The following is a 15,539-nucleotide window of genomic DNA, read 5'->3' as shown; positions in this document are numbered from 1 at the left end:
GCCCTAAAAGATTGTGCAGTGCGAAGGTTTTTCGCATGGCGGCCTTTTTCCCGCCTTCGAAACGGATAGGATCGCAGGAACATTCCTCAGCATGGCCGACGTGTAAAATGACCGATTTCGACAGCGATCCTTCTCCCTCCGGCGATTTCGACGTCGCGCCCGTCCGGCTGACGGTCGATCTCGCAGCGCTTTCCGACAACTGGCGGGAGATGCAACGACGCTCGGGAAGGGCGCGCACCGCGGCTGTCGTCAAGGCGGACGCCTACGGTCTCGGCATCGAGGATTGCGGCACGGCGTTTTATGAAGCCGGCGCGCGGGACTTCTTCGTCGCGGTCGCCCAGGAAGGCGTGACGCTGCGCACCTACGCGCCGGACGCCCGCATCTACGTGCTTTCCGGCATCTGGCCCGGCCAGGAGCAGATGTTCTTCGAGAACGACCTCGTGCCGGTGCTGGCCTCCGAAGAACAGCTTGCCTTCTGGATGTCGGTCGTATCGGAACATGGAGACCACCCCTGCGCCCTGCAGGTGGATACCGGCTTCAATCGGCTCGGCCTTTCATTCGAGGATGCGCTTGCCCTTGCAGGCGACGTCTCGCGGCCCGCAGGCTTCTCGCCGGTTCTGGTGCTGTCGCATCTTCACAGCGGCGACAACCCGGCCTCGCCCCTCAACCGGCAGCAGCTCGAACTGTTCCAGCAGGTTAGCGCCGCCTTCGAAGGCATCGAATCAAGTCTTTCGGCTTCCGCCGGAATCTTCTTGGGCCCCGAATATCATTTCGACCTCACCCGCCCCGGCATTGCGCTTTATGGCGGCGAATCCGTCGGCGGCATGATGCCGCTCAAGCCGGTGGTGAAGGCGGAGGCGCGGGTCATCCAGGTCCGCGACGCCGCCGCGGGCGGCACGGTCAGCTACGGCGCCACCCATCAGCTTTCGCGCGAGAGCAGGCTTGCCATCGTCTCGGCCGGTTACGCCGACGGCTATCTCCGCTCTCTCTCCGGCTCGGGCGTGCCGATCCGCACCGGCGGCTCTTCCGGCGCCTTCGGCTTCATCGCCGGTCACAGGGTGCCGGTGATCGGCCGCGTCACCATGGACCTGACGATCTTCGACGTGACGGATGTTCCGGCATCCGATATCCGCACCGGCGACTATATCGAGCTTTTCGGTCCCAACATGCCTCTCGACGACGTGGCGCGGGCCGCCGGCACGATCGGCTACGAACTCCTGACCGGCCTCGGGTTGCGCTACGAGCGGCGGTATATCTATCCCGAATAGTTTCCACTCCTCCTTGCCAGCAGTGATATTTCCGGAGTACAAGAACAAATGTTCCGCTTTTGTTCTTGGCGGATTTTGTGAGTGTTTGAAGACGGCAACTCAATTTCATGGCAAAACCCAAGACCCAATTCGTGTGCCAGAACTGCGGCACGGTGCACAGCCGCTGGGCCGGCAAGTGCGATGGCTGCGGCGAATGGAACACGATCGTCGAGGAAGACCCGATGGGCGGCATCGGCGGCGGTCCCGGCCGCGCACCGAAGAAGGGCCGTGCGGTGGCACTCACCACGCTTTCCGGGGAGACCGAACAGGCGCCGCGCATCCATACCGGCATTTCCGAACTCGACCGGGCGACCGGCGGCGGTTTCGTGCGCGGTTCGGCCGTGCTTATCGGCGGTGATCCCGGCATCGGCAAGTCGACGCTGCTGATGCAGGCGGCGGCGGCCCTCTCCCGCCGCGGGCATCGCATCATCTATGTTTCGGGCGAGGAGGCCGTGGCGCAGGTGCGGCTTCGCGCTCAGAGGCTGGATGCCGCCAATACCGAAGTGCTGCTCGCCGCCGAAACCAATGTCGAGGACATCCTCGCCACCATTTCCGAGGGCAAGCGGCCCGATCTCGTCATCATCGATTCGATCCAGACGCTCTGGAGCGACACCGCTGATTCGGCACCGGGCACCGTCACCCAGGTGCGCACCGGCGTGCAGGCGATGATCCGCTTCGCCAAGCAGACGGGTGCGGCCATGGTTCTCGTCGGGCACGTCACCAAGGAAGGCCAGATCGCCGGCCCGCGCGTCGTCGAGCACATGGTCGATGCCGTCCTCTATTTCGAGGGCGACCGCGGCCATCACTACCGCATCCTGCGGACCGTCAAGAACCGATTCGGCCCAACCGACGAGATCGGCGTCTTCGAAATGTCCGACAAGGGCTTGCGCGAAGTCTCCAATCCGTCCGAACTCTTCCTCGGCGAACGCAATGCAAAGGCGCCGGGCGCGGCTGTCTTCGCCGGCATGGAAGGGACGCGACCCGTGCTTGTCGAGGTGCAGGCGCTGGTGGCGCCGACCTCGCTCGGAACACCGCGCCGTGCGGTGGTCGGCTGGGATTCGTCCAGGCTTTCGATGATTCTCGCCGTGCTGGAGGCCCATTGCGGCGTGAAGCTCGGCCAGCATGATGTGTATCTGAACGTGGCAGGCGGCTACCGCATCTCCGAGCCGGCGGCCGACCTTGCCGTCGCCTCTGCACTGGTCTCCTCGCTTGCCGGTCTTGCCCTGCCCGCCGATTGCGTCTATTTCGGCGAAATCAGCCTCTCAGGGGCGGTGCGACCGGTTTCACAAACGGCGCAACGCCTTAAGGAGGCTGAGAAACTTGGTTTTGCCGGGGCCATGCTGCCGGCAGCATCCGCCGAAGTGCCGAAAGGTACGGGCGGTCGCTGGACCGAGATCGACGACCTGCCGGACCTGGTGGCACGCATCGCAGGCTCATCGGCAAGGTTACGGCAAGCACCGGAAGATGATTGATCTTCCGTTAACAGGTCCGCTGTTGTATGACGGCTGCCTTGAGGCGGGGCGCCGGCATAATCCGGCAAGTCTTGGAGTAATATATGCCCATTACGATTTTCGACGGTATCGTCATCGGCGTGACGCTGTTTTCCGCCGTGCTCGCCATGGTTCGCGGCTTTTCGCGGGAGGTGCTGTCGATCGCAAGCTGGGTGGGATCCGTCGCGGCGGCCTATTACCTCTATCCGCTGCTTCTCCCCTACGCGAAGAACTATACCGCGGATGACCGCATCGCGATTGCCGCGTCCGCCGGCATCATCTTCCTGATCGCGCTGATCGTCATCTCGTTCATCACGACCCGCATCGCCGATTTCATCATCGACAGCCGCGTCGGCGCGCTGGATCGGACGCTGGGCTTCCTCTTCGGGGCCGCCCGCGGCATCCTGCTGCTCGTCGTCGCCGTCGCTTTCTGGAACTGGCTCGTGGCCGCGAATGCGCAGCCGGCCTGGGTCACGCAGGCGAAATCTAAGCCTTTCCTCGACACGCTCGTCGCGCGCCTCGAAGCCGTGCTGCCCGACGATATCGAGCCGCAGATCCGCGCACGCATCCTGGGCCGCGAGGCAGCGCCCGCCGAGGGCGCCGCCGGACAGGACCAGCCGCCGGCAGAGGATGCGCCTGCGACAAATAATTGACGCTTTGTTGCGCTTGATGCAGCGCAAAACATCACCATTTGTGGTAACATTCGAATTCAGGTGAGAGCGGGCTGGGTTCCGGGGAGGTTTTCCCCGGCCGGCCTTTCCATTTTTCCGACAGGGACGGTTGTCCGAAGGATAAGGGGCCAAGATGAGCGAGCCGGTTTCCGAGACGTTTGACGAAAAAAGCGTCCATGAATGGGATGGCGATACGCTTCGCGAAGAATGCGGCGTTTTCGGCATCCTGGGCCATCCCGAAGCGGCGACGCTGACGGCGCTCGGCCTGCACGCGCTTCAGCATCGCGGCCAGGAGGCGGCCGGCATCGTCTCCTTCGACGGCCTGCGCTTTCATTCGGAACGCCGCATGGGGCTTGTCGGGGACCACTACACCGATCCAGTCACGCTTGCCCGCCTGCCCGGCAATATCGCCATCGGCCACAACCGCTATTCGACGACCGGCGAGGTGGCGCTCCGCAACGTTCAGCCGCTTTTCGCCGAGCTCGAAGTCGGCGGCATCGCGATCGCCCATAACGGCAATTTCACCAACGGGCTGACCCTGCGCCGGCAATTGATCGCCGGCGGCGCCATCTGTCAGTCGACCTCCGACACTGAAGTGGTGCTCCACCTCATCGCCCGCTCACGCTACACCTCGACGGCAGACCGCTTCATCGATGCGATCCGCCAGATGGAAGGCGGTTACGCAATGGTCGCGATGACCCGGACCAAGCTGATCGCGGCGCGCGATCCGATCGGCATCCGCCCGCTCGTCATGGGCGAGCTCGACGGCAAGCCGATCTTCGCTTCCGAAACCTGCGCACTCGACATCATCGGCGCCAAATTCGTCCGCGACGTGGAAAACGGCGAGGTCATCATCTGCGAAGTCCAGCCGGACGGCTCGATCACCATCGACGCCCGCAAGGCCGGCAACGGACAGCCGGAACGCCTCTGCCTTTTCGAATACGTCTATTTCGCCCGTCCCGACTCGGTCGTTGGCGGCCGCAGCGTCTACGTCGCGCGCAAGAACATGGGCATCAACCTCGCCAAGGAGGCGCCGGTCGAAGCGGACGTCGTGGTGCCGGTACCGGACGGCGGCACGCCGGCGGCGCTCGGCTATGCGCAGGAAAGCGGCATTCCGTTCGAATACGGCATCATCCGCAACCACTATGTCGGCCGCACCTTCATCGAGCCGACACAGCAGATCCGCGCCTTCGGCGTCAAGCTCAAGCATTCCGCGAACCGTGCGATGATCGAGGGCAAGCGCGTCGTGCTGGTCGACGATTCGATCGTGCGCGGCACGACCTCGTTGAAGATCGTCCAGATGATCCGCGATGCGGGCGCCAGGGAAGTACACTTCCGCGTCGCGAGCCCGATGATCTACTACCCGGATTTCTACGGCATCGACACGCCGGACCGGGAAAAGCTTCTCGCCAACCAATACGACAACCTGGACGCCATGTGCCGATATATCGGCGCGGATTCGCTCGAGTTCCTGTCGATCAACGGCCTCTACCGCGCCGTCGGCGGCGAGGACCGCAACGATGCACGCCCGCAATTCACCGATCATTACTTCACCGGCGCCTATCCCACCCGCCTGCTCGACAAGGATGGCGAGACGATGGGTCGCAAGGTTTCGGTTCTCGCCAGCAACGGCTGAGGCAAACGGACCGGTTTGCATTCAGTGGCAAACGCTTTAGAAGGCTGCGGCAACGCAGCCTTCTTCTTATGCCGCGAGACCGTGAGGTGAACAGATGAACATCGATTTGAAGAACAGGATCGCGCTGGTCACCGGCGCGTCGCGGGGCATCGGCTATTTCACGGCGCTCGCGCTCGCAAAGGCCGGCGCGCATGTGATCGCCACCGCGCGCACCGTCGGTGGGCTGGAGGAACTCGACGATGCGATCAAGGCGGTCGGCGGCACAGCCACCCTCGTCCCGTTCGACCTTACCGATATGGCGGCGATCGACCGGCTCGGTGCTTCGATCTTCGAGCGCTGGGGTAAGCTCGACATCCTCGTCGCGAATGCCGGCATCCTCGGCGTCATCTCGCCGCTCGGCCATATCGAGGCCAAGGTGTTCGAAAAGGTGATGACCACCAACGTGACGGCCACCTGGCGGCTGATCCGCTCGGTCGAGCCGCTGCTCGTCAAATCCGATGCGGGCCGCGCCATTCTCCTGTCGTCGGGTGTCGCCAGCAATCCCCGCGCCTTCTGGGGCGCCTATGCGATGTCCAAGGCAGCGGTCGAAAACATGGGCCGCATCTGGGCTGAGGAGACCGCGCATACACCGCTCAAGGTCAATCTCGTCAATCCCGGCGCCACCCGCACGGCGATGCGCGCCCAGGCGGTACCGGGGGAGGATCCCGAAACGCTGCCGCATCCTTCCGAAGTTGCCGAGAAAATCCTCTTCCTCGCCTCCCCCGACATGAAGGAGAGCGGCCGGCTGTTCGTGGTGCGCGAGAACCGGTTCGTGGATTTCAAGTCGCCGGAGTGAGACGGTCTAACCATCGCGAGCAGGGACCATTCCTGCTTGCAGCTTCGAAGCGGGGGACCTAATTTGCGCGACATCGATTGGGTACTGGGACGCTTCCTCCATTGTCGCTTGAAGAATTCATCACGCAATACGGAGCGCTCGCGGTCTTCGTCGGAGCGGGAGCCGAGGGTGAGACGGTCGCATTCCTCGGCGGAATCTTCGCGCATCGCCACCTGATGCCGTACTGGCAGGCGGCGGTGGCCGCATCGCTCGGTTCTTTCGTCGCCGACCAGTTCTTCTTCCTCGCCGGACGATACGCGAGCAGGCTTCGCTTCGTCCAGACATTCACCGCCTCCGACATGATGCGGCGCGTCACCCGCCTTCTGGAAACCTATCCGACCGGCTTCATCCTGTCCTTCCGCTTCATCTACGGGATCCGGATCATCAGTCCGGTCGCGATCGGCCTTTCCTCCGTATCGGCACTGCGGTTTCTGGCGCTCAACCTGGTCGCCGCAAGTATCTGGGGCACGGTCATCACCGCAATCGGCTTTCTTCTCGGCAACGTCGTCGAAGCCGTTTTCGGCCGGCTGCACCTCCACATCCATCTGTTGATCGCGCTCGCGGCCGTTGCCGTATTGATCGCCGCGACTGCCATCCTGACGAAGAAATACCTCACGCGCCCTTCCAGGCGCGCGTGAAGCCATATTGCCCACGGGTTTATGCCACCACACGCCCCCCGTATTCCGCTTGCTTGATTTCCGCTATGCTGCGGCGCCTGCGGTGGGACGCAGGAATCACGCCTTTGGGGGATATCGCATGAAAAATATCGCATTCTATTTCTTCGGCGCGGCGGTGCTGTGCGTCACCGTCGGCATGTTCTGGGGCATCCAGATGTCGATCTCGCACAATCACACGATGGCGCCGGCACATGCACACCTGAATCTCGTCGGCTGGACGACGCTCGGCCTCTTCGGCCTCTATTACACTGTAACGCCGAATGCCGCCGGCACGATGCTGTCGAAGGCCCATCTCGGTTTCGCCGTGCTCGGCGTTCTCTGTCTGGTGCCCGGCATTGCGATCGCGGTCTCCACCGGCGGCGAGGCGCTGGCCGCGACCGGCTCGATCCTCACCGTCATCTCGATGCTGATCTTCCTGGTTATCGTCTTCAAGAACGGTATCGGCCACAAAGCCTGACGCATTCGCCCGTGGCGCGGGCAAGGCCTCTTGACCAAAGTTCCCGCCCGCGCCATAACCTCGTACATGAAAACGGCGATTTCCATTTGCGGGATCATTATTCGCTAGCGCATCCGCTGGCCCGGCCGTTTTCGTCTCTCGAAAAGCCTTGAAGACAAACGACCCGGCCGGAGCCGGATGATTTCTTGTTGTCTCAACCCGAAATCATCCGGCTCCCTATCGAATGATCGGAGCGGGATGTCGGCCGAAAACCGCATACACTTTTCGGCATCCCGCTCTGCCGGCCGCTTGCTTTGGGAGATTTTTTGATGAGCGTCACGCTCAAGCTCTACAATACGCTGACCCGCGAGAAGGCGGAGTTTTCGCCGATCGATCCGCAGAACGTACGCGTGTATGTCTGCGGCCCGACGGTCTACGACTACGCCCATATCGGCAATGCGCGCCCTGCAATCGTCTTCGACGTGCTCTTCCGGCTGTTGCGCCACGTCTACGGCGAAAACCACGTCACCTATGCTCGCAACATCACCGACGTGGACGACAAGATCAATGCCCGGGCGCTGCGCGACCATCCCGGCCTGCCGCTCAACGAGGCGATCCGCGCCGTCACCGAACGGACCGAGACGCAGTATCACGAGGATGTGGCTGCACTCGGCTGCCTCATGCCCACCGTCGAGCCGCGCGCCACGGACAATATTTCCCAGATGATCGAGATCATCGAGCAACTGATCGCCCGCGGCCATGCCTATGTGGCGGCCGGCGAAGTGCTGTTCGACACGAAATCGATGCGCGACTACGGCCAGCTTTCCAAGCGCCCGCTCGACGAGCAGCAGGCCGGCGCCCGTGTCGCCGTCGATGCGCACAAGAAGAATCCCGGCGATTTCGTCCTCTGGAAGCTCTCTTCCCACAACGAACCCGGCTGGGAGAGCCTCTGGGGCCGCGGCCGGCCGGGTTGGCATATCGAGTGCTCGGCGATGAGCCAGCGTTATCTCGGCAAGGTGTTCGACATCCATGGCGGCGGGCTCGACCTCATCTTCCCGCACCACGAGAACGAGATCGCCCAGTCGCGCTGCGCCCACGGTACGGATGTGATGGCGAATGTCTGGATGCATAACGGCTTCGTGCAGGTCGAAGGCCGCAAGATGTCGAAGTCGGAAGGCAATTTCATCACCATCTACGATCTCCTGCACACCGAAACCTTCGGCGGTCGGCAATGGCCGGGCGATGTGCTCCGGCTCGCCATGCTGATGACGCACTACCGCGAACCGATCGACTTTTCGGTGAAGCGGCTGGAGGAAGCCGAGCGCCTCATCGCCAAATGGCCGGCGGCCGACCCTTCGGATGCAGCCCCTGCCGACGTCGTGCTGGAGGCGCTGGCGGACGACCTCAACACGGTCGCTGCCGTGCAGGCGCTGCATGGACTGGCGCAGGACGCCAACGCCGACAAGGCGCTGCTGCCCGTCTTCGCGGCGAGCGCCGCCCTTCTCGGCGTGTTGCCGCAGAAGATGGAAATCGACGAGGCCGTCGCCGCCGAGATCGACCGGCGCGTCAAGGCGCGTCTCGAACTCCTCAAGGCGAAGAATTTTGCCGAAGCCGACAAGATCCGTGACACGCTTTCCGCCGAGGGTATCCAGCTCAAGGACGGCAAGGACCCCGCGACCGGCGAACGGATGACCAAATGGGAGGTGAAGCGGTAGGATGGGCGCCCTTGCGGTATATCCCCCTCTGCCCTGACGAACGAGAAGAGGAGACTCGTCCATGACCCATATCCACACCGGCGGGTGTCAGTGCGGCGCGGTGCGCTTCCGTGCGGAAGGAGAGATCGGTTTTCCGCATCTGTGCCACTGCCGCATGTGCCAGAAAGCGGCAGGCAATTATTTCATGCCGCTCGGTGGCGTGAAGTGGGAGAACTTCTCCTTCACCCGCGGCGAGCCGGCCTGGTTTCACTCCTCCGAAACCGTGAAGCGCGGCTTCTGCGGAAAATGCGGCACGCCGCTCTTCTATGATGGCGGCAGCGACCATATCAGCATCACGCTCGGTTCGCTGGACGATCCGGAAAGCGTCAAGCCCCGGCTGCAGACCAATCTCATGCACAAGATGTCCTTTTTCGGCGAACTGGATCACCTGACGCACGAGACGGCCATGGATATGACGCCGGACGAGGCAAGGAAGGTCGCTGCGAGCAGCCGGCAGCACCCGGATCACGATACCGGGGTCTGGCCGCCGGAGCGATGGGAGGAGAAGTCATGAGCGATATTGTCCGAACCGGCGGTTGCCAATGCGGCGCGATCCGCTTCCGGCTGGAAGGCGAGCCGAAGGATTCATCGATCTGCCACTGCCGCATGTGCCAGAAGGCTTTCGGCGCCTATTATGCGCCGCTGGTTGCCGTCGGTGAGGCGGAGCTTGCCTGGACGCGCGGTGAGCTCAAATATTTCCAGTCGTCGAACCATGTGCGGCGCGGCTTCTGCGCGGATTGCGGCACGCCGATGACCTACGAGGCGGACGACGGCATCGCGATTTCCGCCGGCAGCTTCGACGATCCGGCCTCCCTGCCGCCCGTCGTGCAATATGGCATCGAGGCCAAGCTTCCCTTCGTGGACCGGCTGCATCAATTGCCCGGACGACACACGATGGAGGATATCGAGGCGGCCCCCTTCTTCGCCGACGTCGTCTCGTACCAGCATCCGGACCACGACACCGAAACCTGGCCGCCGGAGAACCGGCAGAAGGAGAAGAAGCATGACTGAGCAAGAGAGAACAGGCGGCTGCCAGTGCGGCGCGGTGCGCTTCCGCATCCACGGAAAGCTGGGGCGGCCTTCCATCTGCCATTGCCGCATGTGCCAGAAACAGTTCGGCTCCTTCTTCTCCGCGCTGGTCACCGTGCCGCCGGAGAGCCTGGAATGGACGCGCGGCGAGCCGAGCTATTTCCAGTCGTCGGTCAATATCGACCGGGGCTTCTGCCCTCATTGCGGAACGCCGCTGACCTACCGCCATCCGAACGGAATCGAACTCGCCATCGGCGCCTTCGACGACCGTTCCGATCTGGCGCCGCAGATTCAGGTCAACTATGCCTACCGGCTGCCCTGGGTTGAGACGATCTTCGACCAGCCGGTCTTCGAAGATCCGGATTTCGACCGGCAGCAGGAACAGATCATCTCCTTCCAGCATCCCGACCACGATACCGAAATCTGGCCGGAAAAAGGCCTGCACCTGTGACCGGCAACCCGAACCTGAAGATGCCGAAATGGCTGTTCTATGGGCTGATCGCCAAGGGTGCGATCGTCGTGCTCATCACCGCGGCGGTGCTCGCCTATGCATTCCTCAGATGACGCACTGAATTGCGTTCCAGACCGCCGGCAGGCAAAAGCGATTGATGAAGGACTTTTCGATGACTGAAGCGCTACGCACTCTCTATCCCGAGATCGAACCCTACGAGACGGGCCATCTCGATGTCGGCGACGGCCATGTGATCTATTGGGAACGCGTCGGCACGCGCGGCGCCAAGCCCGCGGTCTTCCTGCATGGCGGGCCGGGCGGCGGCTGCAACCCGAACCAGCGGCGGCTCTTCAATCCGGACCTCTATGACGTCTTGCTGTTCGATCAGCGCGGCTGCGGCCGGTCCACGCCGCATGCCAGCCTGGAGGCCAACACGACCTGGCATCTGGTCGCCGATATCGAGCGGCTGCGGGAAATGGTCGGGGTGGAGAAATGGCAGGTCTTCGGGGGCTCCTGGGGTTCGACGCTGGCGCTCGCCTATGCCGAAACCCATCCGGAGCGCGTGAGCGAACTTCTGGTCCGCGGCGTCTACACGCTGACCAGGCCAGAACTCGACTGGTACTACCAGTTCGGCGTCTCGGAAATGTTCCCGGACAAGTGGGAGGCCTTCATCGCGCCCATTCCGCCGGAAGAGCGCCACGAAATGATGGCCGCCTATCACCGCCGGCTGACCGGCGAGGATAAGGCGGAGCAGATCCGCTGCGCCAAGGCCTGGAGCGTCTGGGAAGGCTCGACCATCACGCTTCTGCCGGACCCGCAACTGGCGACCAGCCACGACGACGACCATTTCGCGCTGGCGTTCTCGCGCATCGAGAACCATTTCTTCATGAACGCCGGCTGGCTGGAGGACGGACAGCTTCTGCGCGATGCGACGAAACTCAGGGGCATTCCGGGCGTCATCGTGCACGGCCGCTATGACATGCCCTGCCCGCTGAAATATGCCTGGCAGCTCTCGAAAGTCTGGACGGATGCTGATTTCCATATCGTGGAGGGCGCAGGACACGCGGTCTCGGAGCCGGGAATTACCGATCAACTCATCCGCGCGACGGACCGGTTTGCGGGAAGGTCTAATATCCGATGAATACGAAGAGCACCCCCCTCTGGCCTGCCGGCCATCTCCCCCTCAAGGGGGGAGATCGACTCGCGGCGACGTCGCGCTCCCGACAAGCGCTGACGATGGAGGGAAGCCAGAGCGTCTTACCAATCTCCCCCCTTGAGGGGGAGATGGCCGGCAGGCCAGAGGGGGGTAAAGCGGAAAACCACGGAGTATCGTTCTGGGAGGAGCGCCCATGACACGCGAACGCATCTATCTCTTCGACACCACGCTCCGCGACGGGCAGCAGACGCCCGGCGTCGACTTTTCCGTCGAGGACAAGATCGCCATCTCCAACCTGCTGGATGCCTTCGGCATCGACTATATCGAAGGTGGCTATCCGGGCGCCAACCCGACCGACACGGCCTTCTTTTCCGAAAAACGCACGCAGAAATCCACATTCGTCGCCTTCGGGATGACGAAGCGCGCCGGCATTTCCGCTTCCAACGATCCGGGGCTTGCCATTCTCCTTCAGGCGAAGAGCGATGCGATCTGTTTCGTGGCGAAGAGCTGGGACTATCACGTGCGCGTCGCGCTCGGCTGTTCCAACGAGGAGAATCTCGAAGCGATCCGCGAGAGCGTCGAAGCCGCCCGCAGCGCGGCCAAGGAAGCGATGGTCGATTGCGAGCATTTCTTCGACGGCTACAAGGCCAATCCAAAATACGCGCTCGCCTGCGCGAAGACCGCATACGAGGCCGGCGCCGGCTGGGTCGTGCTCTGCGACACCAATGGCGGCACGCAGCCGCATGAAATCCGCGAGATCGTTTCAGCGGTGATCGCCGCCGGCATCCCGGGCTCGTCGCTCGGTATCCATGCCCATGACGATACGGGCCAGGCGGTCGCCAATTCGCTTGCGGCCGTTGAGGCGGGCTGTCGGCAGATCCAGGGCACGCTGAACGGCATCGGCGAGCGCTGTGGCAATGCCAATCTCGTCACCCTGATCGCGACGCTTTCGCTGAAGGAAACCTATTCCTCGCGCTTCGAAACGGCGATCGACGCGGAACGGCTCACCGGCCTCACCGCTCTCAGCCATGCCTTCGACGAGCTGCTCAACCGTTCGCCGAACCATCAGAGCCCTTACGTCGGGGCATCCGCCTTCGCCACCAAGGCCGGCATCCATGCTTCCGCCCTGCTCAAGGACCCGCGCACCTACGAACATGTGACACCGGAGAGCGTCGGCAATTTCCGCAAGGTCATGGTCTCGGACCAGGGCGGCAAGTCGAACTTTATCAATGCCTTGAAACGGCGCGGCATCGAGGTCGCCAAGGACGATCCCAAACTCGACCAGCTGATCTCGATCGTGAAGGAGCGCGAAGCTTCCGGCTATGCCTACGAGGGCGCCGACGCGAGCTTCGAACTGCTTGCCCGCCGCACGCTCGGCACCATCCCGGAATTCTTCACCGTCGAAGGGTTCCGCGTGATGGTCGAGCGCCGCTTCGATTCCCACGGCCGCATCAAGATCGTCTCGGAGGCGGTGGTGAAGATCGCGGTCGATGGCGAAACGCATATGTCGGTGGCGGAAGGCGACGGCCCGGTCAACGCGCTCGACCGGGCGCTGCGCAAGGATTTCGGCAAATACCAGCACGAGATCGACGACCTCGTGCTTGCCGATTTCAAGGTGCGTATCCTCAACGGCGGGACGGAGGCGATCACCCGCGTCCTGATCGAATCCACCGATTCGAGCGGCGTGCGCTGGTGGACGGTCGGGGTTTCGGAAAACATCATCGACGCCTCGTTCCAGGCGCTGATGGATTCCGTCATCTACAAGCTGATGAAGAATCGGGAACTCGCCGGCAAGATCGCCGCGGAGTAATCAGGGCCCCGGCGCTTGCCCGCTTCACTTCCTGGCAAGCGCCATGATCGTCCAGCCAAACCCCAATCTTTCCTTGAGCCGTTCGACGCGATTGCCGAACAGGAAGCGAATTGGCTCGTTCAGCCTTGAAGAATTCACGACGCGCATGAGCCCCTTGTTCGCCTTCGGTGAAACTGTAAACAGCTCGGTAACCACGAAGTTGTTTTCGAGAAGATTGCGGAGTTCGCCTTTGTCCACCCAGCGGCGGATCTGGCCCGTCGCCGGTGGAGGGACATTGTTGAAATTCTCAAGGACATAACGGTTCTGTGTTGCCATCATCAGATAACCGCCCGGCCTTAGATGGTCTGCGAGCTTTCTCACAAAGGCGGCCTGGTCCTCGACATGGGAAAGAACTTCGAGCGTCACGACCACGTCGAATTTCTCCACGCCGAAATCCAGGTGCATGAAATCACCGGGTACAAAGCGGATATGCGGCATACGTCGGCTGGCGCGCGCCAGAACCTCATCTGACAGATCGGTCGCGGTGACGCTTCCGTAGCGTGACAGTTGATTGCAGAACCAACCCGATCCGCAGCCCGCTTCCAGAATCGCGGCATCGCGAATTTCCAGCCTGTCCAGCCAGCCGGTCACCACCTCCGCCTGCCGGAGTGAAACGTCATGGACGGCATGCTCACGAGCCGAAGCATTCCAGTCGTTCCAAAAGCGCGTTTGGAGGCCGATCTCTTGCATGTCAACGCCACTCCGAATGCAGCGCCGTCCCGTGCCGCCATAGGTCTCCGGTGGAGGGTGGGAAAGCCGCCTTTATCGAAGGCTACCACCGGAGCAACCGTCTCCCCATCTGTCCAATAGAGGTATGCGGCTCGTGAACCTGTCTCGATCGGCCTTTGCTCATCCTTCCGGACATGATCTCGAGAGATGGCCGGGGCAAACATCCTCGCCCCCTCCCGAAAGAAAGTTCCGATGGGATCCGAGCAGGTCGTGCACCTCCGACATTTCGGCAGCAACCTCGGATCGGCTAGACGTATGATCCGACAATCAGCAGGACGGCGCCCGCAATCATCATGGCCAAACCTGGCCAGTTCTTGCCGAGGCCCAGGAAGGCGACGCCTTGGCGTCCGGGTTCCAAGGTGGGCTTTGATCCGGCCTGATCAGGGCGGTGTGGATCACTTAGCCGACGGCGGCCAAGGGCCTCGCGGAGCATATATAACAGTCCGATCACGATCAGGATCGATCCAAGAACGATTGCCAGCATCGCGCCTATCTCCTTAGGCGTTACCTAGCTATTATAACGGAAAGACGCCCGATTTGGGAGTAGGTATCGTTTTTCTGTATGCGCCGAGGTCCACCGGTTCACACCTCCTCGAACGACAGTCCCCAATCCTCCTCGCCGTACCATTCCTCCCGCCCCGGCGGCGTTTGCCAGCGAAAGCTGCGCACCTGAAAGCCTCGGCGCGAGCGGAAGGCATCGGCCAGTCGCTGATGGCGGCCTTCCGGTGGGGGCTCCTGCCCCTCGACCCAGACGAAGGAGACCGGCTGCAGGAATTTTGCGCCGAAGCCTGACGGCCGGCGGTCGATCATCAGGAACCCGGCCCAGCGGGTGAAACCGGTAGGCCTACCGTTCTCGATCGCCGGGACGCCAAGGGGGAAGAGCGCCCTGCCGTAGATCGCGAGATTATCGATCCAGGCTTCCGGCGGATGGTCGAGCGCGAAATTGGCATAAACGACATCCGCATCCTCCTCCGGCCATTCGGTCCCATCACCCTGAATGAGCTGGACGTTCGCATAGCGGCCAAGGTTTTCCCGCGCCTTTTCCGCCAGCGCTTCGTCATATTCGACTGCGATTACCCGGCCCGACGGTCCCACCAGTTCCGCGATGATTGCACTGTAATAGCCTGTTCCGGCCCCCAGATGGGCGACCGTCTCCCCTTCCCGAATGCCGAGCGCATGCAGCGCCGCAGCATGCAGCGAGGGCATGCCGTTGTTGACGCCGCGTGCCGTATCAATCCCGATCAGCATATCCTGATAGAGAACGACGGGATCGGCGGATGCCATCTCCCGATAGTTGTGAAAGTCCTTGTAGACCCAGGGCGGCGGCCCGATGAATTCCTCGCGCGGCACCTTCGCAAAAGCCGCTAAAAGTCTGTCACTCCTGGCAACTCCGGCTTTCGCCAGTATCTGTTTCGCATAGATCTGCCGGTGCACCGGCTCATCCTCGAAAGCCATTCAACCCTCCGCTCTCAAAGGCAAC

General features: G+C 62.5%; 16 protein-coding genes. 13 read left to right on the top strand and 3 right to left on the bottom strand.

The features are described 5' to 3' along the window. Positions 1-107 precede the first annotated feature (107 nt). The 13 genes from alr (at position 108) to cimA (ending at position 13,291) form a co-directional block, all read left to right on the top strand. Entirely contained in the window at positions 108-1,268 is a 1,161-nt protein-coding gene (gene alr / locus ABK249_RS10515) for an alanine racemase (RefSeq protein ID WP_348862830.1), read from the top strand. 107 nt (positions 1,269-1,375) lie between these two features. Then, complete coding sequence (radA, locus tag ABK249_RS10510; RefSeq protein ID WP_037150494.1) at positions 1,376-2,779, top strand: DNA repair protein RadA; 1,404 nt, start codon at positions 1,376-1,378, stop codon at positions 2,777-2,779. An 83-nt stretch (positions 2,780-2,862) separates the two neighbouring features. Continuing rightward, complete coding sequence (locus tag ABK249_RS10505) at positions 2,863-3,450, top strand: CvpA family protein (RefSeq protein ID WP_227702356.1); 588 nt, start codon at positions 2,863-2,865, stop codon at positions 3,448-3,450. Between the two features lie 151 nt (positions 3,451-3,601). Beyond that, a complete protein-coding gene (gene purF, locus ABK249_RS10500; RefSeq protein ID WP_037150490.1) occupies positions 3,602-5,104 on the top strand; it encodes an amidophosphoribosyltransferase in 1,503 nt (500 codons plus the stop codon). A gap of 94 nt (positions 5,105-5,198) precedes the next feature. Further along, complete coding sequence (locus ABK249_RS10495) at positions 5,199-5,939, top strand: SDR family NAD(P)-dependent oxidoreductase (RefSeq protein WP_037150488.1); 741 nt, start codon at positions 5,199-5,201, stop codon at positions 5,937-5,939. 101 nt (positions 5,940-6,040) lie between these two features. Then, a complete protein-coding gene (locus ABK249_RS10490; RefSeq protein ID WP_037150486.1) occupies positions 6,041-6,616 on the top strand; it encodes a DedA family protein in 576 nt (191 codons plus the stop codon). A 118-nt stretch (positions 6,617-6,734) separates the two neighbouring features. Next, positions 6,735-7,112 carry a hypothetical protein gene (locus ABK249_RS10485; RefSeq protein ID WP_348862828.1) on the top strand — a complete coding sequence of 126 codons (378 nt, stop codon included), beginning with the start codon at positions 6,735-6,737 and terminating at the stop codon, positions 7,110-7,112. A 308-nt stretch (positions 7,113-7,420) separates the two neighbouring features. Next, complete coding sequence (gene cysS / locus ABK249_RS10480; protein ID WP_348862827.1) at positions 7,421-8,806, top strand: cysteine--tRNA ligase; 1,386 nt, start codon at positions 7,421-7,423, stop codon at positions 8,804-8,806. A gap of 61 nt (positions 8,807-8,867) precedes the next feature. Further along, positions 8,868-9,359 carry a GFA family protein gene (locus ABK249_RS10475; protein ID WP_348862826.1) on the top strand — a complete coding sequence of 164 codons (492 nt, stop codon included), beginning with the start codon at positions 8,868-8,870 and terminating at the stop codon, positions 9,357-9,359. Then, on the top strand, positions 9,356-9,856 hold the full coding sequence (locus tag ABK249_RS10470; RefSeq protein WP_348862825.1) for a GFA family protein: 501 nt from the start codon (positions 9,356-9,358) through the stop codon (positions 9,854-9,856). Before ABK249_RS10475 ends, ABK249_RS10470 begins: the two co-directional genes overlap by 4 nt. Further along, the gene (locus ABK249_RS10465) at positions 9,849-10,325 is read left to right on the top strand and encodes a GFA family protein (protein ID WP_037150473.1); all 477 of its coding nucleotides are present in this window, start codon (positions 9,849-9,851) and stop codon (positions 10,323-10,325) included. The genes ABK249_RS10470 and ABK249_RS10465 overlap by 8 nt, the downstream gene beginning before the upstream one ends. 172 nt (positions 10,326-10,497) lie before the next feature. Continuing rightward, positions 10,498-11,466 carry a prolyl aminopeptidase gene (gene pip, locus ABK249_RS10460; protein ID WP_348862824.1) on the top strand — a complete coding sequence of 323 codons (969 nt, stop codon included), beginning with the start codon at positions 10,498-10,500 and terminating at the stop codon, positions 11,464-11,466. Between the two features lie 208 nt (positions 11,467-11,674). Continuing rightward, positions 11,675-13,291 carry a citramalate synthase gene (gene cimA, locus ABK249_RS10455; protein ID WP_348862823.1) on the top strand — a complete coding sequence of 539 codons (1,617 nt, stop codon included), beginning with the start codon at positions 11,675-11,677 and terminating at the stop codon, positions 13,289-13,291. 24 nt (positions 13,292-13,315) lie between these two features. On the opposite strand, the gene ABK249_RS10450 is transcribed toward cimA, so the two are convergent. From ABK249_RS10450 to ABK249_RS10440, 3 genes are all read right to left on the bottom strand, one after another. After that, entirely contained in the window at positions 13,316-14,020 is a 705-nt protein-coding gene (locus tag ABK249_RS10450) for a class I SAM-dependent methyltransferase (protein ID WP_348862821.1), read from the bottom strand. Positions 14,021-14,306: 286 nt separating this feature from the next. After that, positions 14,307-14,543 carry a hypothetical protein gene (locus ABK249_RS10445; RefSeq protein WP_348862819.1) on the bottom strand — a complete coding sequence of 79 codons (237 nt, stop codon included), beginning with the start codon at positions 14,541-14,543 and terminating at the stop codon, positions 14,307-14,309. Positions 14,544-14,641: 98 nt separating this feature from the next. Further along, positions 14,642-15,514: a protein-L-isoaspartate O-methyltransferase family protein gene (locus ABK249_RS10440; RefSeq protein WP_348862818.1), complete on the bottom strand. Its 873-nt coding sequence runs from the start codon at positions 15,512-15,514 to the stop codon at positions 14,642-14,644. Between the last annotated feature and the right edge of the window lie 25 nt (positions 15,515-15,539).

The sequence above is a fragment of the Neorhizobium phenanthreniclasticum genome (assembly GCF_040066075.1).
Classification (GTDB): domain Bacteria; phylum Pseudomonadota; class Alphaproteobacteria; order Rhizobiales; family Rhizobiaceae; genus Neorhizobium; species Neorhizobium petrolearium.
This window is presented reverse-complemented; position numbering and strand designations above follow the sequence as displayed.